This window comes from Bacteroides sp. GD17 (assembly GCF_038448625.1).
Taxonomy (GTDB): domain Bacteria; phylum Bacteroidota; class Bacteroidia; order Bacteroidales; family Bacteroidaceae; genus Bacteroides.
On record NZ_JBCEZS010000004.1, the window covers coordinates 45,024 to 68,221 of the forward strand.

Sequence of the window (23,198 nt, forward strand, 5' to 3'; positions counted from 1 at the left end):
AGAATATTGTTACTTTTGTGTGCGAATCAAACGAATTTACATAATGAAAAAGATAATCATTACATTCTTCTTAGCTACATTATGTTTCTATAGCCAAGTCCATGCACAGAGCCGTGCTGATGAGTTTATGAAACAAGCACAAGAGAGCCTTGCGAAAAAAGAGTATATTAAAGCCCGCTACCTATTCTTGCAAGCTTACAATGCCTTTGCTGGTCAAGACAAGTACGACAAGGCTGTAGAATGCGGTGTCAATGCCAGCGCTCTCTATCACCGGGAGAACTACTACCAAGAAGCATTTGAGCTGCTTCGCGGCGCTGAGCAAGTAGTGGCAGCCGGCGAGCAGAAAACCGGCAAAGCAATGCCGGAACAGCGCTTCCGCATCAACAAAGAGCGCTTGCAGATGTATATCAACCTCAAGAATCCCGCACGTGCCAAGGAGCAACTGACCCGACTGGAAGAAACAGCCAAAGCATCGCGCAACGATTCACTGAAGAACGACTTGCTCTATACCCAGGCCAATTACTATTATACCTTTGGCATGAACGAGCAAGGCGATGCCGCTACCAACCGCCTGATAGGGCAATACAAGGAGCAGAAGAACTATGATAAAGTAGACGAATGCTACAAGACACTTATCAGCATTGCCCGCAAGGCAAACAATGCCGGACTGGTGGCACGTACCTACGACAAATACATCCTCTGGACCGATTCCGTAAAAGCGCTTACCGCTCAGGACGAGCTGAATGTCTTGAAGAAGAAATACGATGAAAGTCTGGCTACCATCCAGGAGAAGGACAGCTCTTTAAGTGCCAAGCAGTATATCATCATCGGACTTTGCGTACTGGCAGCCATCCTTGCCGCAGCTTTGATATTAGGTGCCATTGTACTGTTGCGCTTTGTCGTCCTCACCCGCAAACAGAAGAAAGCTATCAGCGTGGCCAACGAGCACAACGAACTAAAAACCAAGTTTATTCAGAACATCTCTGCACAAATGGAGCCTACTCTGAATACACTCGATGCTTCATTGCCCGGTGTACGCGCCTTGCACACATTCGCCAACCATATCCAGGAACTGTCCGAACTGGAAAATACTTTGTCCGAGCCTTACGAAATGCAGGAAAAGAATATTTCTACTTTCTGCGAAAGCGTAATGGACAAGATTAAGGGAAAAACGCAGGAGGATGTTACACTGGCCGTAAACGCTCCAAAGCTGAATGTAAAAATCAACCCCGAACAACTGGAACGCGTCTTGCTGCATCTGCTGGAGAATGCCGCCGAATATACTCCCGCCGGCGGAAAGATATGGCTCGACTTCAAAAAGCGCGGCGCACATACGCACCAGTTTATCATCAGTGATACCGGCTGTGGAGTTCCCGAAGAGCAACGCGAAAATATTTTCAAGCCCTTCACTGAGGTTAAGGATCTAACACAAGGTGATGGCCTTGGTCTACCCATCTGCTCATTGATCGCTACCAAGATGAACGGTTCTCTGACGCTGGACAGCGGATATAATAAGGGAGCACGCTTCATTCTGGAACTACACGCATAGCATAGTCGGTACACAAGTTTGCAGATTACAAACTTGTGTACCGGTCTTTTTTCACAAATTGTCTTTTCATGTTTTTCATCAGCAGATCAACAGGAAGAAATAGTATCTTTGCAGCAGATCAAAGAAATAAGACGCATGAAAAAACAAACTATTATTCTTATATCTATACTGATTGTCCTTTTGGTAGCTTGTACGAATCGAAGCAATTACCACCAAATACTAATACAGGCCAACTCGTTAATGACTGCAATGCCGGATAGTGCACTGCACATTCTGCAAAACATCATACCGCAACAACTGCCCACGCAAGCAGACAAGGCTTACTATGCATTACTATTTACACAAGCTCAAGACAAAAACTTTATCCTGCAAACAAAGGACTCACTCATACGTACTGCTGTACAGTACTATGATTCCATTAAAGATGAAAGGATGCAAGCCAAAGCATATTATTATTGGGGTTGCATCTATAGAGACAGTAATAAACAATCGGCAGCCATAGAGAAATATCTCACAGCAATATCCCTTGCCTTAAAAATAAATGATGAACCTCTTTTAGGACGTATATACAACAGTATGGGTTATTTATATTACCTGCAAGGACTGTATGATAGAGCAGATTCTATTTATCTAAAAACTGAGCAAATAGGGATTCAACTAAAAGACACCAGTCTGTGGGCAGAATCACTGCTCAGACAAGGAAATATAAAACTCAACCAACAACTTTACTCACAAGCAGAAAAGAATCTACAACAAGCTATCCATATTTTAGGAGATGTAAAGCAAAACAGAATGCAGAGCACGATTGCCGCTACATTAAGTTCTTTATATGGAAAAACGGGAGATGGGGCAAAAGCGATCCAGTATGCCAAACAAACTATCAAGTTTCAAAAAGACACGACACATTGCTACCGAGCATTTTTATTATTAGGCGATGCTTATTTCAAAATGGGACAATACGACTCTGCAAATATTTATATCAACAAAGTTCTGCTTTCTCCGAGTTATGCAGACAAGGCCAGTGCCTATATGCGTTTAGCAGATATAGCCCAAATACGAGGAGAAATAGCTCAATCATTAGAAATGGAAAAATTATATTCTGCTTATAAAGATAGTTTAAGCAAAACATCACAAAGAGATAAAGTTATAGAAACAGAAAAGCAAGTCTTGATAAAACAACAAAAAATCCAATATGAACATTTTCTTAGTCAATATCGCTACTATATTTTTTTACTCATAATAATCAGTATTTTACTTCTCTACATCTTGCAAAGGCGATACCAGCAAAGAATTCATCGACAAAATCAAGAGAGGATTCAGTCTGAAAAAGTATTAAATCAACAATATTCATTACTGAAAGAAGAGCTTAAACAAAAAGAAGGACAGATTGCAAATCTCCAAAATGAAATCACACAAAATCTCACAAATGAAGAGCATAGAAGAGTTTTACATAAAGAACTTGTCGAAATGAACAAACAACGAGTAGCATTAGCTCGAGAAGCTTTAGAGCACTTAGATGTATATGCCAAAGTACAACGCATCATTAATGACTACAAAGTGAAAGACTATTCAAAAGAATCTCTGAGTAAAGAAGAATGGTTAAAACTTATAGCAGAAATAGATAAAGACGGCATCATAACCCAATTAGGTATACGATATAACCTTTCAGAAAATGAAGTTCATTTATGTTGTTTGTCACTAATGAATTTATCTCTTATCGATAAAGCAAGAGCTATGCATTATAAACGAACTACAATTTATAGAAAAGAAAAAGATATCTTAGAGAAAATGGGAGAAAACTACCAAGCTGGTAAATTAGAAGTTCTGCTAAAAAAGTATATCAAAGAAGCCGTTTTTTCAGAGTAATATTATGTGTAACCTAAAAATGTTACACTTTCCCCAGAAAATGTTACACTTATTTTATACTGTATTCAGTAAATTCACACGAACTTTGTATCAAACAAAACAAGGTACAACAGTATGAAGCAGATTTTATTTTTTGTCGTATTATTGGGATTAGGAAGCATAGCTACAAATGCCCAAGCATCTATCAATACACATAGAGCCATCGCTCTTACCATTAGTAATGGAGGTGATACTGGTAGAGAAATTATAGAAGAACAAGATGTAGTCCCCGGTAACGGTCCTTTCACTCGTGGTGTCATCCCTCAACCAGCCTATGCCTACATCGACAATAATGTAATAACCGTAGCATTCCAAGAATCCTTCTCCTCCGCTACCGTTACCATCACCAACGAAACAACCGGTGAAGCAGTTTATTCAGAAACTTATAATAACCCTGCTACCCTTAACATCGATTTAAATGGTAAAAGCAGTGGCACCTATCTTATCCAGATAGAAGCCGACGACACCTATTTAGAAGGCAACTTTGCTCTATAACAGACCTTAACATAAAAGCAAATCACTCATGACGGCAGTTGACAACACCGACATCGTTCTTTATCGTTATCTACGGGCTTTATCCGTAAAAGTAAGCCGAAGCACAGTGCTTCATTTACTTGACACTTCCGAAGATAATGACATGCAAAGTATCAGTGATGCACTGAATGTATTGAATATAAAGAACGAGGTGTGTCAACTTCCACCGTCACCCGATTACTTTTTTCAACTAAGTACTCCTTTCATTACTATACTGCAAATGGATAGAAGTCCATGCTGTGTAGTGACGAAAAAGGACGATTTCATCGTGGAATTTAGTGATGCAAAGGGAAAAAAATACTACGTCAAAACACATTGCTTCTTAAAAAGATGGACAGGAACTGTACTGTTTGGAGAAACTACAGGAAGAACCCCATCCGAATCTTTCTATAGATGGAAGAATATAAGTTTCCGTTTCTTAAATCACTAACAGACATACCACTCCACCACCTTACATTACTGCCTGCTAACAGGTAAATACAAAACCTGCTAAATCCTTGCAGAAAAGATGCCCGGTATAAGGGCTAAAGTTCTTCGATTCAGTAAGAGAGTTCTATTCGCAGTGCGCGAATACAAATCCGTAACGCGCGAATATGTGTTCGCAGCGTGCGAATACATATTTACGTCCTGCAAACAAAGAATCTCATCCTTACCTACTCCTAACCCATAGGAAAGGAGAAAGTAAGGAGTAGGTATGGAGTAGGTAAGGAGAAGGTAGAGAGTAGATAGGTGAAAGTATACTTAAAATTAAAACAACAAAGCCTGTCACACCAGTCAAAGTGCAACAGGCTTCCTTCTTTTTTATCAGTGAAAAGAACTTATCTCAGTGCCTCCACCTCCTCCGGCGTCAGCGGTATCTTCTTACCCAGGCGGCGTGCACCGGTTTCAGTAATCAGATAATCTTCCTCGTTACGGATGCCGCCGAAGTTACGGTATTCTTCTACCTTATCATAGTTGATAAAGTCAGTGAATTTCTTCTCTCCTCTCCAGAGGTCTATCAGCTCGGGGATGAAGTAGATGCCCGGTTCAACTGTATGCACAAAGCCCGGCTCCAAAGGTATGGCAAGGCGCTGACTCTTACGGCCGAACTGCGTACTCTTAGGTTGACCGTCGTAACCTACCCAAACTTCGCCCAGGTTCTCCATATCGTGTACATCCAGTCCCATCATGTGACCGAGACCGTGAGGATAGAACAGCGCATGGGCACCTTCGCGTACGGCATCTTCAGCATTGCCCTTCATCAGCCCCAGTTCTTTCAAGCCCTCTACCATCACCTGGGCAGAAATCTCATACACCTTCATATAAGGAATGCCCGGACGAAGTGCTTTGACAGATTCGAGATGCATGGCGTTTTGCACTTCGTAAACAGCACGTTGGCGGGGCGTAAACGTTTTGTCGGCAGGAACGGTAGAAGACATGTCACCACAGTAGCCCGAAGGAAGTTCAGCACCGGCATCGATCAGGAACAAATCTCCCGGTTTCACCTTATTGCCATGATAATGATTATGTAAAGTCTGACCGTTGATAGTAGCAATCGTAGCAAAAGAGAGTTCGCAGTTATTCATCTCCGCGATGCGGTTCATCTCTGCCACTACCTCATACTCGTACATTCCCGGACGAAGCACTTTCATGGCCGTGATATGCATATCGGCAGTCACGTCGCAAGCCTTCTCTATTTCTACAATCTCTTCTGCCGACTTGTAATTACGTTGCGCCACCACCGCACGGATAAACGGCACAGAACCTTCCTGGCGGGCAGGCGGTATGCCCAGCCAATCTATCAATTTCAGTTTATGCTCGGCACGGTAAGGGGGAAGATAATGTATGTTCTGACCTTTCTGCACAGCCTTATGCAGATAACTGATAATATCAGCAGAAGGGCGGGTTTCGGAAATGCCTACTGCAGAAGCCTTTTCGTGAAGGGTAGGTTGTGTTCCCATCCACACAATATGATCGATGGTTAATTCATCACCGAAGATAATCTCCTTATCTTCATCTATGTCTATTATAGCCGACAGTCCGGCAAACGACAGACCGAAATAGTAGAGAAAAGTGGAATCCTGGCGGTAACGGAAAGTATTGTCCTCATAATTCAGACCTTGTTCATCGTTACCCAAAAACAGTAACACTCCGGAGCCGATAGTTTTCTTAAGCAGGGCTCTGCGCTGCACATAGGTTTCTTTAGCAAACATAACGTTCTATTTTTTGTAGTTATGACACAAAGATAACAACAAAAATGCAACCAAGCCTCTGCTTTCTTGTTAAATATAACAAGAGAAGGTTTCGCGTTCCCGAACTATTCACTATTTTTGCCGTAGAATTTGAATGGCATCGCTGCAATTCGTAATTCAGAACTTAGCAAATCTATAATTATAAGTATGGCACAAGGTTCCCGACAAGTACAAACGCAGGCGCAGCAACAAATACAGACGCTGTCGCCGCAACAGATTCTGGTAGTGAAGCTGCTGGAACTCCCTGCCGTGGAGCTGGAAGACCGCGTGCGTGCCGAACTTTTAGAAAATCCGGCACTGGAAGAGGGCAGAGAAGATAGCCCCGGCGATGAATATTCCGACTCTCCCGATGCGGAAACCAACTCTGAGGACGGTGGAGATACCAGCTACGATTCGTTGAGCGACTACCTGAACGAAGACGACATCCCCGACTATAAGCTACAGGAAAACAACCGGAGCAAAGGTGAGCAAGCCGAAGAAATCCCTTTCTCAGACTCTACCTCCTTCTACGAAACCCTGCAAGAGCAACTGCGCGAGCGTGACCTCACCGAGCATCAGCGCGAACTGGCCGAATACCTGATCGGTTCGCTGGATGATGACGGTCTGCTACGTAAATCGCTGGACAGCATCAGTGACGAGCTGGCCATCTATGCAGGCATCGACGCCTCTCCCCAAGAGTTGGAAGATGTGTTGAAGATTATCCAGGACTTTGACCCTGCCGGACTGGGCGCCCGCGATTTACAAGAGTGCCTCCTCATCCAGATACGCCGCAAGATAGAGCAGCAGCACTTCACTCCCAACCCGCTGCTTTACATCGAAGAAGCCATCATAGCCGAGTGCTACGAAGAATTTACCCGCAAGCACTGGGACAAGATACAACAGAAGCTCGGCCTGGAAGAAGATGCCTTTGAACAAGCCATCAAAGAAATATGCAAGCTGAATCCCCGTCCGGGAGCATCCCTCGGAGAAGCCATCGGCAAGAACATGCAGCAGATAGTGCCCGACTTCATCGTAGATACATACGACGACGGTACCATCAACGTGACGCTGAACAACCGCAATGTGCCCGAACTGCGCATGAGCCGCGACTTCAGCGAAATGGTGGAAGAGCATACCAAGAACAAGGCGAACCAGTCGAAAGAATCGAAAGACGCCATGATGTTCCTGAAGCAGAAGATGGACGCCGCACAAGGTTTCATCGATGCCGTGAAGCAACGGCAGAATACGTTGATGACCACCATGCAAGCCATCATCGACCTGCAACGCCCATTCTTCCTCGAAGGAGACGAATCCCTGTTGCGCCCCATGATATTGAAAGATGTTGCCGAACGTACCGGACTGGACATCTCGACCATCTCCCGCGTCAGCAACAGCAAATATGCACAGACCAACTATGGCATCTACCCGCTGAAATTCTTCTTCAACGACGGCTATACCACCGAAGACGGTGAAGAGATGTCCGTACGCGAGATACGCAAGATACTGAAAGAATGCATAGACGGCGAGGACAAGAAAAAGCCCTACACAGACGATGAGCTCACCGATATGCTGAAAGAAAAAGGCTACCCGATAGCCCGCCGCACGGTAGCCAAATATCGCCAGCAGATGAACATACCGGTAGCAAGACTGAGAAAATAGTGGTAAGTGGTAGAGTGATAACGTAACAGATAGAATAATGGAAGAACATATCATAGCAGATAGAACCCTGATCCGGACAGCGAAAATAATCTCGGCTATATTCACGCCGTTTTCCATTCCTTTCCTGGCTTTCCTGATTCTATTTATATTTTCGTACCTGCGCATCATGCCCCTGCAATACAAACTGATTGTGCTGGGTGTGGTCTATTGTTTCACAATCCTGATGCCTACGCTGACGATCTTCATCTTCCGCAAAATCAACGGTTTCAGCCCGGAAGACCTGATAGAAAGGAAGAAAAGGTATATACCTTTCATTCTCACAATCACTTCCTACGTATTCTGCCTGCTCATGATGCACCGGCTGAACATCCCCTGGTACATGACCGGCATCATCCTGGCCGCCCTGGTGATGATGGTTATCTGCGTCATCGTCAACCTGAAGTGGAAACTCAGCGAACACATGGCAGGTGCGGGAGCAGTAGTAGGCGGACTGGTGGCTTTCAGTGCCTTATTCGGCTATAACCCAGTGTGGTGGTTATGCCTCTTTATACTGGTTGCAGGGATATTGGGTACGGCCCGCATCATCCTGCAACACCACACGCTGGGCGAGGTGATGGGAGGATTCACCGTAGGACTTGTCTGTTCCTTGCTGGTGCTCCACCCGTTGAGCAACATATTGTTCCGCATCTTCCTCTTCTGAGGAAAGCACGGCACCCCCTTTTCATTCTTAACTTTTAATTTTTAATTGAATCAATATAGTATTAACCCTTAAAAACTAATGATCATGAATCTTCCAACAAATGTAAAGTACACCAAAGAACATGAATGGATTCGCCAGGAAGGCGATGTAGCTTATGTAGGCATTACCGACTATGCACAAGAGCAACTGGGCGACATCGTATTTGTCGATATCCAGACAGAAGGTGAAACACTGGCTGCCGACGAAGTATTCGGTACCATTGAAGTAGTAAAAACCATTTCCGATCTTTTCCTGCCCGTAGGCGGAGAGATTCTGGAACAGAACGAAGCCCTGGCCGACCAGCCGGAACTGGTAAACAAAGACCCGTACGGAGAAGGCTGGCTCATCAAAATGAAGCCCGATGCTGATGCAGACTTCGACAGCCTGCTGGATGCAGAGGCGTATAAGGCACTGATTAATGCTTAATTATTAATTAAATGAATATGAATCCAATTGTTAGCATCATCATGGGCAGCACTTCCGACCTTCCTGTTATGGAAAAGGCGGCACAACTGCTCAATGACCTGCATGTACCGTTCGAAATGAACGCTCTCTCTGCCCACCGCACTCCGGAAGCAGTAGAAGAATTTGCCAAGAATGCCCGCCAACGCGGCATTAAAGTGATTATCGCCGCCGCCGGTATGGCTGCCGCCCTGCCCGGCGTTATTGCTGCCAACACCACATTGCCGGTTATCGGCGTACCCGTAAAGGGTTCTGTACTCGACGGCGTAGATGCACTTTATTCCATCATCCAGATGCCTCCGGGCATACCGGTAGCCACCGTTGCCATCAACGGAGCCATGAATGCAGCCATTCTTGCCGTGCAGATGCTGGCACTAAGCGACACCTCACTGGCAGAAACATTTGCCGCCTACAAAGAAGGTCTGAAGAAGAAAATCGTGAAGGCAAATGAGGAACTGAAAGAGGTGAAGTACGAGTATAAAGTAAATTAGTACATGGATTTATTCAACTATTCCCGACGGGAAACATCAGAAGTAAATATTGGAGCTACCCCTATGGGTGGCTCCAATCCTATCCGCATACAGAGTATGACCAATACGGCTACACAGGACACAGAAGCCAGCGTAGCCCAAGCCAAACGCATTGCAGATGCCGGAGGTGAGTATGTACGCCTCACGGCACAAGGCATCAAGGAAGCCGAAAACCTGATGAACATCAACGCTGCTCTCAGGCAAGACGGTTACATGGTGCCACTCGTAGCCGATATCCATTTCAACCCGAAAGTGGCGGATGTAGCCGCACAATACGTAGAGAAGGTACGCATCAACCCGGGAAACTATGTAGACGCGGCACGCACCTTCAAGCACTTGGAATATACCGACGAGGAGTATGCCGGGGAGTTGCAGAAGATACGCGACCGCTTTGTACCCTTCCTCAACATCTGCAAGGAGAACCACACCGCTATCCGCATTGGTGTGAACCATGGCTCATTGTCCGACCGCATCATGTCCCGCTACGGTGATACGCCGGAAGGTATGGTAGAATCGTGCATGGAATTCCTGCGTATCTGCGTGGAAGAAAACTTCACGGATGTAGTAATCTCCATCAAGGCCTCCAACACAGTGGTGATGGTGAAGACGGTGCGTCTGCTGGCTGCCGTTATGGAGCAGGAAGGCATGCACTTCCCCCTGCACCTCGGCGTAACCGAAGCCGGCGACGGAGAAGACGGGCGCATCAAATCGGCCCTGGGCATCGGTGCGTTGCTGGCCGATGGTTTGGGAGACACCATCCGTGTATCTTTGAGCGAAGCTCCCGAAGCCGAAATTCCCGTAGCGCGCAAACTGGTGGATTACGTCGTGCAGCGCCGCGACCATCCTTATATTCCGGGACCGGATGTGCCGGAGTTCAATTACCTTTCCCCTACCCGCCGCCAAACGGTAGCCGTACATAATATCGGTGGAGAGAATCTGCCCGTAGTCATTGCCGCACGCCTGGATGGCAACATGGATTTCAATCCACAGTTCATGCCCGACTATGTTTATACAGGACGCTCCGTACCCGAACAGTGTCCGGAAGCCGTGCAGTGCATCATCGATGCGGATACATGGATAGGCCAAGCCAACACATGGCCCGCCTTCAAAAGTGACCAGATGCCTTTCCTCAGCGGATGCAGCGCTTCCCTGAAATTCCTGTTCATCACCTACATGGGCCTGAACGACGAAGCAATCGCCTGCCTGAAGTTCCATCCGGAAGTGGTGCTCATTTCACAAAGCAACCATCCCAACCGCCTGGGAGAACAGCGTGCCTTGGTACATCAGATGATGCAGGAAGGGCTGAAGAATCCGGTTGTCTTCTTCCAGCATTACGCAGAGGATGAAGCAGAGAACCTGCAAATTAAATCGGCTGCCGACATGGGTGCACTCATCTTTGACGGGTTGTGTGACGGCATTCTCTTATTCAACCAGGGAAAGGAAGAGGGTGATAAGGTGATAAGTGATAAAGTGGTGGATGCTACTGCTTTCGGCATTCTGCAAGCCGGACGGGTGCGGACGAGCAAGACGGAATATATATCTTGTCCGGGATGCGGGCGTACGCTATACGACTTGGAAAGCACTATTGCGCGCATCAAGGCTGCAACCGGACATCTGAAGGGATTGAAGATAGGCATCATGGGCTGTATAGTCAATGGGCCGGGCGAGATGGCAGACGCCGATTACGGTTACGTAGGCGCGGGACGAGGCAAAATCAGCCTTTACAAGAAGAAAGAGTGTATAGAGAAGAATATTCCTGAAGAAGAAGCTGTAGACAAGCTGATAGAGCTGATTAAGGCGAACGGGGATTATACTGAGAAATAAATATAAAGCCCGCACATCGGTTGTGCGGGCTTTATTTATCATATAATTATTTCTTTTGGCTGAACAGCCAACTCATAAAATCCGGTTCATTGAATGCAGGGTTCCAACTGCCATGACTACAACCTGGGAATTCGATGTATTCCACTTCGGCGCCGGCGGCTTTCAACGCTTTGTACGCTTCACGCGAGCCTTCTGTAGTAACTACATTATCCGCATCCCCGTGGAAAATACGGAACTTCACATCTTTGGCTGCTTTCAACCGTGCAGGATTTACCGTCCCGCAGATAGGAATAGCAGCCGCAAAGATTTCCGGGAAACGGACTACCATATCGTACGTACCCATGCCACCCATGGAAAGTCCTATGATATAGACACGATTCTTATCCACCTGGGGCATTGCCAGATAAGTATCAAGCAAGTCTTTCAATGTGCGGAATACCGGAGATATCGGATTATCAAGCGGCATCTCTGCCGGAACAAAAGATTCCGGACGTTCCGTATAAGCCCAATAACCGCTCTCTGGACATTGCGGAACCAATACGAATGAGGGATATTTCTCCCTGTTCACCGGATTAAGCCACATCTGCCCGCCATGCACCAGCTGTTTTTCATTGTCATTGCCCCGTTCTCCGGCACCATGCAGGAAAAGTACCAATGGGTACTTCTCGCCAGCCTTCACCGCCGCCGGACGAAGCAAACGATATAACAACGTATCTCCACGGGAAGAGACAAATGCCTCTTTCTGATAAGTCTCCTGTGCCGATAAGGGCAGTAAAGACAGCAATACACATACAATACTGAATATCCGTTTCATTCTATTCTTTATTTTAAATGTTTTACCTTCCGAACGCAAAGATACTCCATTTTCATTGATAGTCAACAGATAGCATTACAAAGTTTCTATAACAAGAGTAGTACTGATAGTATCGGGAGCCTTCATTGGCAAAGAAACAATATGCTTACCATTATTTTCCTTAATGGGCAAAGCTGATTTCTTCGAATCCATCAACAAATATGCTCTCTTAATTTTAAAGCCAAAATCCGGAACAAGAAGCTTACCATCCTTCGGCCAATATTGAGTAAAAACATGCAAATACAAATGGAGTTTCCCATTTACCATCTTTCTTGTAGCTCTTCCCCAATCGAGTTGATGCACAAAAGGACTCGGCTCCGTACCATAAATAGCCTCTCCATTCACCTTCATCCAGGCACCTATTTCTGCCAGACGATTCACACTTTCCGTCGGAAAGGTACCATCTGCTTTTGGGCCGATATTCAGCAGATAATTACCTCCTTTACTCGTTATGTCTATGAGCTTCTGTACTACATCCTCTGTGGTCTTCCACCTCGAATCGTGTGCAGCGTACCCCCAATTGTCATTTAAGGTCATACAGGTTTCCCAGTCTGTACCATCCCCATTAGATGGCATGTCCGGTATACTTTGCTCCGGAGTTTTAAAATCACCGGTCAGTCCATCCTCCATGCGGTTATTGAATATCAAATGTTCCGTTCCGGGCATATTCTTAATAGCCTTCACCATCCGATATCTGAATTCAGGTGTACTGCTTCCTCCCATATCCCACCAGATGAGGTCTACTTTATAATCTTCAATAATGGTGCGTAAATGAGGAATTACAATCTCATCCGTATATCTCGCTTTGTCATCATAAGAAGCCTCCTTATTGGCTGTTTCATTCTGGGGAATCCACCCCATGCCACCAGGATTATTCCAGTCTAATGCCTGAGAATAATAAAAGCCTATCTTCAACCCCGCTGCTCTTGCCTCATCTACTAATTCTTTCAACAGATCTCGACGGATATCAGTATCTTTGAAGATTGTATGGCCTACGGAGGTGTTTAGAAGAGTGATGCCATCATGATGCTTCGAAGTGATAACAATATATCTCATCCCTGCATCTTTTGCCATTCTAACCCACTCTTTTGCATTGAACTTTTCGGCCTTAAAACCTTCCTTTGCACGTTTCAAGTACTCACTCCTCGGTATCTGTGCCGCAAACATTATCCATTCCGCATATTGCCCTCTCCGGTATGGTTTTCCTGTAGAAACGTCTATTTTTAGAGAACCATCAGGTGCAATCCACTCAGGACGGATACACGAATAGTAGTCTTCAATCATCCCATTCTCTTTTATCCATGGGCAGTCCGCATTCTGCTTCAACAAGGTAGGACCGCTATAGTGACCCGCTAATGCAGCATATGCTCCCCAAGTGATAAACATGCCAAAGTGAGCCTCACGCCACCAGGCCATTCGTCTATCTTTTTGTTCTTTGGTTTCAGCAGTAGTGACATAAAGTTTCTCACTTTCGCCACTATACTGCCCTTGGGCATTTCTTGCTTTAACCGAAAAAAAGTAAATATCAAATGGCTTTAAGCCCTTTATTGTCATACTGCTTTCCTTTGTTGTTTCATAGAAACAGCCCTCTTTGTAAACATCATAGTCCACAGCTCCTTCTACCGTATCCCATGAGATTTCTACGCTGTTTGTACCAATGTGATCAGTCTTTACATGGCAAGGTACCCGATCTGCAAAATCTATAGGGACCTCATATTCTTTCTGTAAGCGGGCCAATTCTGCCTTCAACTCAGCTGTAATTTTCTCCATGCCCTTCTTTCCATACAGATTATGCATTTCTGTAGGGTCCGTCTTCAAGTCATAAAGTTCCCATTTATCATCTACATAAAAATGCATCAACTTATAGCGCTCCATTTTCACGCCATAATGCGCACGTACACTATGAAAACCAGGAAATTCATAGTAATGATAGTAAAGTGACTTACGCCAATCGTGCGGCGTTTTACCTTCCTCTACCAGTTTGCGAAATGAAACTCCCTGCATATCCTCTGGTATAGCAATATTACACATATCAAGGAAAGTTGGGGCGAAATCAATATTTTGAGTCAGTCCGGTGACTTGTGTTCCCGGTTTAATGTGCCCCGGCCAACGCATCACCATTGGCATACCGAAAGATTCTTCATACATAAAGCGTTTGTCAAACCAGCCATGTTCACCCAGATAAAACCCTTGGTCGGTAGTATAAACTACAATGGTATTTTTGTCGAGTCCCGTGCGTTTCAAATAATCCAATATCTCGCCAACACTCTCGTCCACACTTGCCACAACACCCATATAGTCTTGCAGGTAACGTTGATACTTCCATTCCGCCACTTCCCTAAAAGAGCGTTTCTTTGAGTAGAATTCATTATTACGATCACGATAAGCATCGAGGAAACGACGACGCTCATCCGGCTCCATCGTACCAAGGAAGGCATGTGGCCAAGGGTCGAATAATAAACTGTCACTATCAATCCCGGCAACCATCTTCAAATCGTGACCTTCGTACATGTCACGGTATATATTCATTTTCTGCATTTGTGCAGCATAACGTCCTTCATAATCATCATAATAATTATCGGGCAGCGGGAACTTAGCGTGCTCGTACAAATGATAATGCCGTTCAGCAGGCACCCAGTTCCGATGAATAGCTTTGTGATGCATCATCAGAAAGAAAGGTTTATCCTTGTCTTTACGGGCATCAAGCCATTCTTCTGTATATTGGGTTATCAAGTCCGTCACATAACCCATATGCCGGGTAGTATCTTTCTCTGTAATGAAATGAGGATTGCAGTATTCTCCCTGATCATCCAGAATCATCCAATGATCAAAACCCGTAGGTTTGGAAACAAGATGCCACTTACCAATAACAGCCGTTTCATAGCCGTTCGCTTGCAGGATTTTGGGCAGCGTCTGTTGCGAGCCATCAAATCCTTTCGCCCAATTCCTCATAAAACCATTCTTGTGACTATGCTTGCCCGTAAGTATAGCCGCACGGCTTGGACCTGAGATAGAATTGCAGCAATAATTGTTCTGGAACACTGCACCTTCATACCCAATCCGATCAATATTAGGAGTAGGAGCAACCTGGCCAATAGGATGACCATATATACTCATTGCCTGACGAGCATGGTCATCACTCATGATAAAAATAATATTAGGACGTTCATTCTGGACTTCTCGCTTTTGATCTTGTCCTTGAATTGCAACCCAAGGCATAAAGGGAAGTGCAGCAAGTCCTAAGGAAAGTTTATGATTCATATCTTTTATTTTTATAGTTATTCATCTTTAGGATCAAGCAGCAAATCTGAGATCTGAGTATATTGGTTGAAAGGAATCGGAAAATACTGATTCTCTTCAGTCCAATTCAGGTCTTTCAGTTCTGTAGCTGCCAAACCGGTACGAAGAAGGTCAGCATATCGTTCCCCCCATTCAAAAAACAACTCCATACGACGCTCATCAAGCACTTGATCAACAGTAACCCGTGTAAGTTCCGGCATTTGAGCGCGCCTTCTCACTTCATTGAAAGGAGCGTCACCACTCTTACCGTTTCTAATTTTAGCCTCAGCATTCATAAGAAGAACATCTGCATAACGGAAAATACGGACATTGTTATTTGTTCCATATTTTGTGCGACCGGGCGTAAGTTGATTTTCCGGAGTATAAGCCTTGCCATTCCAGCAGTCCGGGTTTGCCGGATTTTCTTGCGGATTGATATAATCGCCACTCGGAGTAGTCTCACCCGCCATCAAAAATGAAGTAGTGGCACGTACAGTCTCTCCACGGTCATAGGCCCAGTCACGGAAGGACTTATAAATTCCACAATGCCCCCATCCGGAAATATTACCCGCATTGTTAGGTCCTTGACAAACAAACCATTCACCCGGTTCTATCAAATCACCGGAACCATTACCGAAATCAGTGCATTGGCATTCGAAGATTGACTCATCACAAAGTTTTCCCGGAATCTTGAACAGTTGATAAAAATCAGGATAAAGTGAGAAATTACCATTCTCAATAATATCATTCGTAAGCTCTTCCACTTTCTCATAATTCCCCATATTCATATAAATCTTGGCTGCCAAGGTAGCAGCCGAAAAAGCAGTTACCGCCCCTTTATGTTCGCTTTGATTAGGACGAACCCGCGGCATATTGTCAATACCATACTGCAAATCGTCCAATGCATACTTGTAAACAGCATCAACCGTAGAGCGCTGCAAATCTGTCTGGTTATTATCACGAAGAATCGTTACCGGTCCGAATGCCTGAACCATACGGAAATAAGCATAGGCGCGCATAAACATAACTTCACCACGATATGCTCTATAATTCTTCATATCATTATCACTCTTTATGTTCTCCGCATATAAGTCCAAGGTCTCTATGGCAGAATTGGCAACCTTTATAATATCGTAGTACTGTTTCCAAATCTCATCAATTCCCCAAAAAGAGTCATCGTATTTGTAGAAACCTACGTTCTTGAAAATATCATTCTGAACTCCATATATATCTTGTTCACGAATGACAGTAAGTTCCCAAATAACCCAATGCATACCACTGGTCCGAACTTTTGCATATACACCGGACACCGGCTGATACATATTCTCAAGGTTTGTATAATCCACTTTTTCTTCAGGCACTTTACCTTCAGGCTCTTTGTCTAAGAAATCGTTACAAGATGTTATCGAAAGCATCACTAAAGCAGACACTATATATATCAAAGGTTTTACTAGAGTTTTCATTATATCTCATTTTTAGATGTTATTTTTAGAAATCAATTCTCAAGCCGAAAGTATAAGTCGATGTCAAAGGGTATACTTCCGTATCCCAGCCTTCGTTATCTGACAATTCCGGAGTGAATGTATTGGCTTTAAACGTTGTGAATGGACGGTCAGCTGTTACGCTCAAACGTATACCCGGCAATATATAGCCGCCCATCCTGATGTTACGGAATGTATAGCCAAGAGTAATATTCTGAATGCGGAAATAATCTGCACTCTCAACAAAGTACGAACTATAGCGCTGGTCACTTACGTTCCAAGTCTTTAGTAAAGCGGCAGCCGACGGATTTGAATTTGTTGACCCGGGACCGGTCCATCGATTTTCATATTGGGCAAGATCGAAGTTATAGTTCTGAGAGGCATAACGAAGTGCCCGTTTACGATTGAACATCTGAGCGCCGGTTTGCCCATAAGTAGTCAACTCAAAATCGAGGTTCTTGTAATTAAAACCAAGATTGATGCCATAAGTGAAGTTAGGAATATAAGAACCCAAACACACGCGATCATTGCCATCAAGTACACCATTCCCGTCTATATCTGCATATTTCAAATCACCGGGTACACAGCCGTTGGCAACTGCAATAGGATCGCCGGCACATTCTTCGGCTGTCTGATAGACACCTATCATCTTAAAGCCATAAAATGAGTTCATTTCTTTTCCTACGATATTGACAGTTTTACCACCTTTAATGACGCTGTTGCCACTTAAATCCTTAATGCGGTTTCTCAAAGTAGAAATATTCACTCCAATATTATAGGTAAAATCCTTTCCTATCCGATCGTTCCAATTAGCACTTACATCTATACCCGAATTAAGAATCTTACCGTAATTACCGGCAAGTGTTGTAATACTGAATGGAAGAAGCGGAGAAATGACAGCATTCTTAGTCATTCGATGATAGTAATCAAGATCCACATTCAAATGATTGTTAAGAGTAACAAAATTCAAACCTGCATTCCACTCTTCAACAACCTCCCATTTCAGCCAGCTAAAATATGTACTATTCTGAAAACCGGCAAATGTAGTATTTCCGAACACACCGGATGCAGTATTACCAGTCGAGATAGAGGCAAAACCATCACTCGCAGCCACATGGTCATTGCCCAGTTTGCCCCAACTTGCACGCAGTTTCAGATAGTCAACCCATTTCAGGTCTTTCATAAACGGTTCTTCTGAAAGAACCCAAGCTGCACCAATAGAAGGAAAGTAGCCCCAATGTTCCTGATATTTGCTGGAACCATCGGCACGCATAGTGAACATCAATAGATACCTGTCATCATAGTTATAATTTAGACGGGCAAAATATGAAAGCCCTCTGTAGCAAGAGCCGTTGTCTGTCACTGTAGCACCCGTCGCATCACCATTTTTGATATACCAGTATTCATCCGCGCCATCGGGAACATTAGCGGCCGTACCCTTAGAATAACGCCATTGCTCCTGGCGCATCGAATATCCAAGCATGGCCCCAAACTTGTGTTTGTCCCATTGATCATTATAAGTCAATGTATTATCCCATATATAGTTGTAATATTTATTTTCAGTCTTACTTAATTGAGTAGTAGCCGATTGCTGCCAACTGCTTACATAATAAGCCGGTGTAAATTCACGGCCTTGTGTGGAAAGAAAACTATAGGAATAGTTCGTCTTAAAATTCAATTTCTGGGGAATCAAGTTAAACTGTGCATAGAAGTTACTCAGCACCTGATAATTTTCATTCTGAGAATCAAAATACTTAGCAGCTGCAACGGGATTATGAAAATTCGAGCTATAGCCGATTGCATCCGGAGAACCGAACTTGTCAGGAAATGCCTTGTCGTTATTCTCGTCATAAAGAGCTACGATTGGAGGACAGTTAAAAGCTTTTTGCCATGCCGTATTATTAGGTACTTGTTGGGTGGAGTTACTGAATACTCCATTAAAACCGACTTTCAACCAATCTGCTGCATCAAAATCGACAGAACCGCGAAAATTAAGGCGCTTGTAGTTATTGTCAACGTCCATAATGCCATCCTGATACAGATAACTTACGCCAACAGAATAAATAGCCTTATCGGAACCTCCGTTTATATTCATACTGTGATTCGTAATAAGAGCCGTGCGTAATAACCGGTCATACCAATCATTATCAGCTGCAAATGTCCAGTTATGGAAGTCAGAATCCGTATAGCTTCCACCATACCGATCAATCGATTGCTTAAAGTGTGCCTGGTAGGCATCATAATTTCCTTCAAGAAGCATTGTTGCATATTGATGCGCATCACAGAGTTCAAGTACATTCGACGCTTTCTGCATACCAATATATCCATCATACGTAATCTTTACCTTCTGGTTAGGAGTACCTTTTTTAGTAGTAATAATAACAACACCATTGGCAGCACGTACACCATAAATAGCTGCTGCCGAAGCATCTTTCAGAATCGTCATATCCTGAATATCTGCATTATTCAAGAAATTAATGTTATCATAGAACATGCCATCGACAACAAACAGCGGTTTACTATTGGAAAAAGAACCGACACCGCGAATTTGCACAGTAGGCCCTTCGCCAGGTGCACCATTATTAACGACATTGACCCCGGGGACTTTTCCTTGAAGCGCCGCCATTGGCGTTGTTGAAGGACTGGACATCAAAGCTTCCCCTTTAACCACTGTAATAGGTGCCGTCAAATCTTTAGCTTTTGCCGCCCCATAACCGATAACGACAATCTCATCCAGTTGCTGTGAGTCTTCTTTCAAGGTTACATTAATAACCGAACGCCCGTTAACCTTTACATTTTGTGACAACATACCTATGTAACTTAATGTAAGAGTTCCATTTTCCGGAACATCCTTCAGTGTATATTTACCGTCTATATCGGTAACTACACCATTACTGGTACCTTGTACGAGAATAGATACCCCGATTAAAGGATCACCTAATACATCGGTTACAATACCTGTCACTGTTTTCGTTTGGGAGAATACCGGCATTGCCGCCAGTAAACATACCATTAAGAATAAGTTCTTGAGCCATAAGCTCTTTTTTGAAGATGTGTTTTTGTTCTTCATTGTACCAAATTTTAAATAAATAATGCGAATAAACAGATGGAATCAATTACCTGTTACGCTGCAAATATATCCCGAAAACGATTTTTGAACTAAAAAGGCCTTACTACAAGAGTACCACCACCTATCAGAGTAGTACATCATAGTTACTATGGGCATTGCTAGGAGTCTGATTATCAACAATCTGAAAAAGGAATAAATAAAGAAGGAAGTACTTTTCGTAGCACTTCCTTCTTCTTATAAAACAGAATATCTATTAGCTGAAATTTATCATAAAGTCAGTCAGACTGTCTTCCGGCAGAAGATTAAACTTCTTTCGTAACCGATATCTTGCCGCATCTACTCCGCGTGTCGATATATTCAGTAACTTCGCAATCTCCTTTGTCGGCATATTCAATCGAAGCAAAGCGCAGAAACGCAAATCTCCCGAAGTTAAATCTGGGTATTTCTGTTTCAAATTACGGAAATAGTTTTCATGTATCCTGTCGAAGTTAGCCTGAAATATAGCCCAATTCTCTTCATCAGACACAATATTATTATTAACTAAAGCAAGCAACTTATCCAAATTCTTGCGGGTATATTGCCCGGAAAGCTTCTGCTTCTGTATCTCTTCTTTCAATGAATTAAGAAATTCCTGATGAGCAATATTGGTCATTACCACACTAGATAGCTCCTTGCTCTTGAAACGCAAATCAGCTTCAAGCTGTTCTTTCTCCAATTCTATGATTTTCTTCTCTTGCTGTTCAAGCTCTGCCAAGTGAGCAATACGCTGCTGCTCAATTACACGGTCTTTCTTCTTTCTCACAGAATGATAAACAATATATTGCAACAGAGCCAACAAACACAACCCTATCAGAATATAGCTTCCTATAGCCCAATATGACAAATACCAAGGACGTAATATTTCAAACGGAAATTCTGTTGACGCTAATACTCCGTTCGCATTATATATCTCTGCTTGGAAAATGTAGCGTCCATAAGGCAAGCGGGTATATTCTTTTTGTAAACTACGTCCTCCCAATGTCCATTGGCCGGAAAATCCCTCCAGTCTATACCTCACCTTATAAGTATAATCGTCATAGACCGGATACCCCAAAGTAAAACTTACCGTATTAAACTCCGGTTCTATCCTGACTCCCGGCTGCACAGCCATTACCCTAAACTCATCACTCAACTCCTTTATAGTTCTGATCTCGGAAATATACAAGGAACGTTTGACATGAGATTTATATAAAGAGGAACTATCCGATTCTATACGGGCAATCGCATTATTCAAACAAAGATAAGAACAATTATTTCTCCCGTCATAAGATATACTTCCTCGCTCTTCTATTGCCAAGCCATCGAACAAAGCATATGGAATTCTACACCGGACTTGAAAAACATTTGCCTCACACTTTACCAGATACGCCATCCTGCTACCAACGAACCAGTAACAGTTCCCACTCGCACGGGTCACTGCATTTATTTCTTTCAATTCTGATAGCTGTTCATTCATCGTTTCATAAGGAACTATCGAATCATTCATATCTTCATAAGTATAAAAAGCCTCCCCATTAGAGAAAACAACCCGTCCGTTGATTTTAAAAAGAGTGAAACTGCCACCCTTAACATCCCCCAAGTTCTCATACTTCTTCACATTCTCCACATATTTCAGATCTGAATCAATCTGAAAACGGTACAAACCGTTCCTCAAATGTTTAGCCCAGACATTACCCTGATGATCGACTTCTATATTACGAACCAAATGGCTGAATCCATCCAGCGAACGAGTGAAACGATACTTACCTGAGGCATCCTTCAGGTACAAATTCAAAAAAGTATAGGTTCCTTCCAGTATAAACGACTGCTCCTTCATTTCAATCCGTCTCATACACATTCCTCCCTCTATACCGGAAACTTTGGAAGAGTTCAACCCTGACACCAGAAAAGTACCTCTGTTATGTCCGCAGAATACTTCTCCTCCCCATTCATCGACAAACCATGCCTGCTCTTCCAAACCGGGAATCAACTCAACATTTCCAGCCTTCGATCGATAAAGTCCTTGATTAGAGGCTATATATGCTTCATCATCTTTCATTACTACATCATAGACCATGCCAATTTTGCCATACGACGGTTTATAGTAATATATCAATGAATTGCTGTGTATATAGGCAATTCCTTCATCCAATGCAGTCCAAAGATTATTATCTGTATCACAATATAACCCTAACACTGTATTATTCAGAAGTTTATTGTCTGTGTTTACTTCCCAAAGCAATTGTCCCTTTTTATTCAAAGCATAAATACCATTGGATATTGTACCAATGATATAGCAACTATCCTTAGTTGCTACTGCCCGATTGATGGTACGGTTCCTAAAAATGTCATCACATTCTGTTTGCCACTTTTTAATGATGCCGTCTTGATATAAGAAACCTCCCCGATTGCGGGTCAACAGCAAGATAGCATTCCCATAAGGAAGTACAGCCATCACATCACTATTATCAAGCAGTCTCCTGGGGATAAGCTCTTTCAGGGCTCTTCCTGTAAGAACACAAAGTGCCCCATTCCGCATTTGGGAGTAAAATGTATTTCCTACGCAAAACAGATTAAGGGGGGATTCTTTTAAACGAACACCTTCCACTGAATGCCCGTCATAAAAGAAAAGAGAAAAGAATGACTGAAATACGATTTCGCCGTGTACACAAACAATATTCCATATTTCATCATTATGAAAAGTAAAGTTCTTCACTTCACTTTTTAAAGAATGGTATTCAAGAGAGTTGAAAGGAGTACGGACAAAATACCCAAATTCTTCATAAGAACCTACGTAAATTTTCCCATCGTCACCTATATATACCGCGCGTACAATCCCTTTAGTTGGCAGTTCATATAATTGCCAATTGTTACCATCATATTCCAGTAATCCTTTACTATTACCGAAATACATCACTCCTCCTTCGTCTTGGGTAACAGACCAATTTTGAATACCGGCATTATAATCCGAAACCGAATAATTCCTCACTATAGGAGAAAACGGGATAGGCGCACTTTGCAGCAAACTACTGAAAACAAAAGACAAGAAAAACACTAATGTTATTCTCATAAGTACTATTTATAG

Annotated in this window: 14 protein-coding genes and 1 pseudogene; 8 read left to right on the forward strand and 7 right to left on the reverse strand. The window is 43.5% G+C overall.

Annotated elements, in window-relative coordinates; genetic code table 11:
* The first annotated feature begins 43 nt into the window (after positions 1 to 43).
* From AAE250_RS07595 to AAE250_RS07605, 3 genes are all read left to right on the forward strand, one after another.
* The gene (locus AAE250_RS07595; protein WP_342288827.1) at positions 44 to 1,549 is read left to right on the forward strand and encodes a sensor histidine kinase; all 1,506 of its coding nucleotides are present in this window, start codon (positions 44 to 46) and stop codon (positions 1,547 to 1,549) included.
* A gap of 135 nt (positions 1,550 to 1,684) precedes the next feature.
* A complete protein-coding gene (locus AAE250_RS07600) occupies positions 1,685 to 3,415 on the forward strand; it encodes a tetratricopeptide repeat protein (protein ID WP_342288828.1) in 1,731 nt (576 codons plus the stop codon).
* Between the two features lie 114 nt (positions 3,416 to 3,529).
* Entirely contained in the window at positions 3,530 to 3,949 is a 420-nt protein-coding gene (locus AAE250_RS07605) for a DUF3244 domain-containing protein (RefSeq protein WP_342288829.1), read from the forward strand.
* An 857-nt stretch (positions 3,950 to 4,806) separates the two neighbouring features.
* On the opposite strand, the gene AAE250_RS07610 is transcribed toward AAE250_RS07605, so the two are convergent.
* On the reverse strand, positions 4,807 to 6,180 hold the full coding sequence (locus AAE250_RS07610; protein ID WP_342288830.1) for an aminopeptidase P family protein: 1,374 nt from the start codon (positions 6,178 to 6,180) through the stop codon (positions 4,807 to 4,809).
* A gap of 186 nt (positions 6,181 to 6,366) precedes the next feature.
* Between AAE250_RS07610 and rpoN the strand changes: the two genes are divergently transcribed.
* The 5 genes from rpoN to AAE250_RS07635 all read left to right on the forward strand — a co-directional run bounded on the left by rpoN (position 6,367) and on the right by AAE250_RS07635 (position 11,412).
* The gene (gene rpoN / locus AAE250_RS07615) at positions 6,367 to 7,857 is read left to right on the forward strand and encodes an RNA polymerase factor sigma-54 (RefSeq protein ID WP_342288831.1); all 1,491 of its coding nucleotides are present in this window, start codon (positions 6,367 to 6,369) and stop codon (positions 7,855 to 7,857) included.
* A 37-nt stretch (positions 7,858 to 7,894) separates the two neighbouring features.
* Positions 7,895 to 8,557: a hypothetical protein gene (locus tag AAE250_RS07620; protein WP_342288832.1), complete on the forward strand. Its 663-nt coding sequence runs from the start codon at positions 7,895 to 7,897 to the stop codon at positions 8,555 to 8,557.
* 84 nt (positions 8,558 to 8,641) lie between these two features.
* Complete coding sequence (gcvH, locus tag AAE250_RS07625; protein ID WP_342288833.1) at positions 8,642 to 9,022, forward strand: glycine cleavage system protein GcvH; 381 nt, start codon at positions 8,642 to 8,644, stop codon at positions 9,020 to 9,022.
* 17 nt (positions 9,023 to 9,039) lie between these two features.
* Complete coding sequence (gene purE / locus AAE250_RS07630) at positions 9,040 to 9,549, forward strand: 5-(carboxyamino)imidazole ribonucleotide mutase (RefSeq protein WP_342288834.1); 510 nt, start codon at positions 9,040 to 9,042, stop codon at positions 9,547 to 9,549.
* A 3-nt stretch (positions 9,550 to 9,552) separates the two neighbouring features.
* Positions 9,553 to 11,412, forward strand: a complete 1,860-nt coding sequence (locus tag AAE250_RS07635; protein WP_342288835.1) for a 4-hydroxy-3-methylbut-2-en-1-yl diphosphate synthase — start codon at positions 9,553 to 9,555, stop codon at positions 11,410 to 11,412.
* Between the two features lie 46 nt (positions 11,413 to 11,458).
* On the opposite strand, the gene AAE250_RS07640 is transcribed toward AAE250_RS07635, so the two are convergent.
* From AAE250_RS07640 to AAE250_RS07665, 6 genes and pseudogenes are all read right to left on the reverse strand, one after another.
* The gene (locus AAE250_RS07640) at positions 11,459 to 12,226 is read right to left on the reverse strand and encodes a carboxylesterase family protein (protein ID WP_342288836.1); all 768 of its coding nucleotides are present in this window, start codon (positions 12,224 to 12,226) and stop codon (positions 11,459 to 11,461) included.
* A gap of 75 nt (positions 12,227 to 12,301) precedes the next feature.
* Positions 12,302 to 13,969 carry an alpha-L-fucosidase gene (locus AAE250_RS07645; RefSeq protein ID WP_446715744.1) on the reverse strand — a complete coding sequence of 556 codons (1,668 nt, stop codon included), beginning with the start codon at positions 13,967 to 13,969 and terminating at the stop codon, positions 12,302 to 12,304.
* Positions 13,970 to 15,526: pseudogene (locus AAE250_RS07650) on the reverse strand (sulfatase family protein); the annotation flags it as partial. It abuts the gene before it with no gap.
* Between the two features lie 17 nt (positions 15,527 to 15,543).
* Positions 15,544 to 17,007: a RagB/SusD family nutrient uptake outer membrane protein gene (locus AAE250_RS07655; protein WP_342288837.1), complete on the reverse strand. Its 1,464-nt coding sequence runs from the start codon at positions 17,005 to 17,007 to the stop codon at positions 15,544 to 15,546.
* Positions 17,008 to 17,032: 25 nt separating this feature from the next.
* Positions 17,033 to 20,038: a SusC/RagA family TonB-linked outer membrane protein gene (locus tag AAE250_RS07660; protein ID WP_446715737.1), complete on the reverse strand. Its 3,006-nt coding sequence runs from the start codon at positions 20,036 to 20,038 to the stop codon at positions 17,033 to 17,035.
* A 310-nt stretch (positions 20,039 to 20,348) separates the two neighbouring features.
* Entirely contained in the window at positions 20,349 to 23,183 is a 2,835-nt protein-coding gene (locus AAE250_RS07665) for a triple tyrosine motif-containing protein (RefSeq protein ID WP_342288839.1), read from the reverse strand.
* Between the last annotated feature and the right edge of the window lie 15 nt (positions 23,184 to 23,198).

Coding starts and splice junctions, on each gene's coding strand:
- AAE250_RS07660 (WP_446715737.1), bottom strand. CDS start 20,038: ATGGTATGTTTACTGGCGGCAATGCCGGTATTCTCCCAAACGAAAACA.
- AAE250_RS07605 (WP_342288829.1), top strand. CDS start 3,530: ATGAAGCAGATTTTATTTTTTGTCGTATTATTGGGATTAGGAAGCATA.
- AAE250_RS07600 (WP_342288828.1), top strand. CDS start 1,685: ATGAAAAAACAAACTATTATTCTTATATCTATACTGATTGTCCTTTTG.
- AAE250_RS07610 (WP_342288830.1), bottom strand. CDS start 6,180: ATGTTTGCTAAAGAAACCTATGTGCAGCGCAGAGCCCTGCTTAAGAAA.
- AAE250_RS07655 (WP_342288837.1), bottom strand. CDS start 17,007: ATGAAAACTCTAGTAAAACCTTTGATATATATAGTGTCTGCTTTAGTG.
- purE (WP_342288834.1), top strand. CDS start 9,040: ATGAATCCAATTGTTAGCATCATCATGGGCAGCACTTCCGACCTTCCT.
- gcvH (WP_342288833.1), top strand. CDS start 8,642: ATGAATCTTCCAACAAATGTAAAGTACACCAAAGAACATGAATGGATT.
- AAE250_RS07595 (WP_342288827.1), top strand. CDS start 44: ATGAAAAAGATAATCATTACATTCTTCTTAGCTACATTATGTTTCTAT.
- rpoN (WP_342288831.1), top strand. CDS start 6,367: ATGGCACAAGGTTCCCGACAAGTACAAACGCAGGCGCAGCAACAAATA.
- AAE250_RS07620 (WP_342288832.1), top strand. CDS start 7,895: ATGGAAGAACATATCATAGCAGATAGAACCCTGATCCGGACAGCGAAA.
- AAE250_RS07665 (WP_342288839.1), bottom strand. CDS start 23,183: ATGAGAATAACATTAGTGTTTTTCTTGTCTTTTGTTTTCAGTAGTTTG.
- AAE250_RS07640 (WP_342288836.1), bottom strand. CDS start 12,226: ATGAAACGGATATTCAGTATTGTATGTGTATTGCTGTCTTTACTGCCC.
- AAE250_RS07635 (WP_342288835.1), top strand. CDS start 9,553: ATGGATTTATTCAACTATTCCCGACGGGAAACATCAGAAGTAAATATT.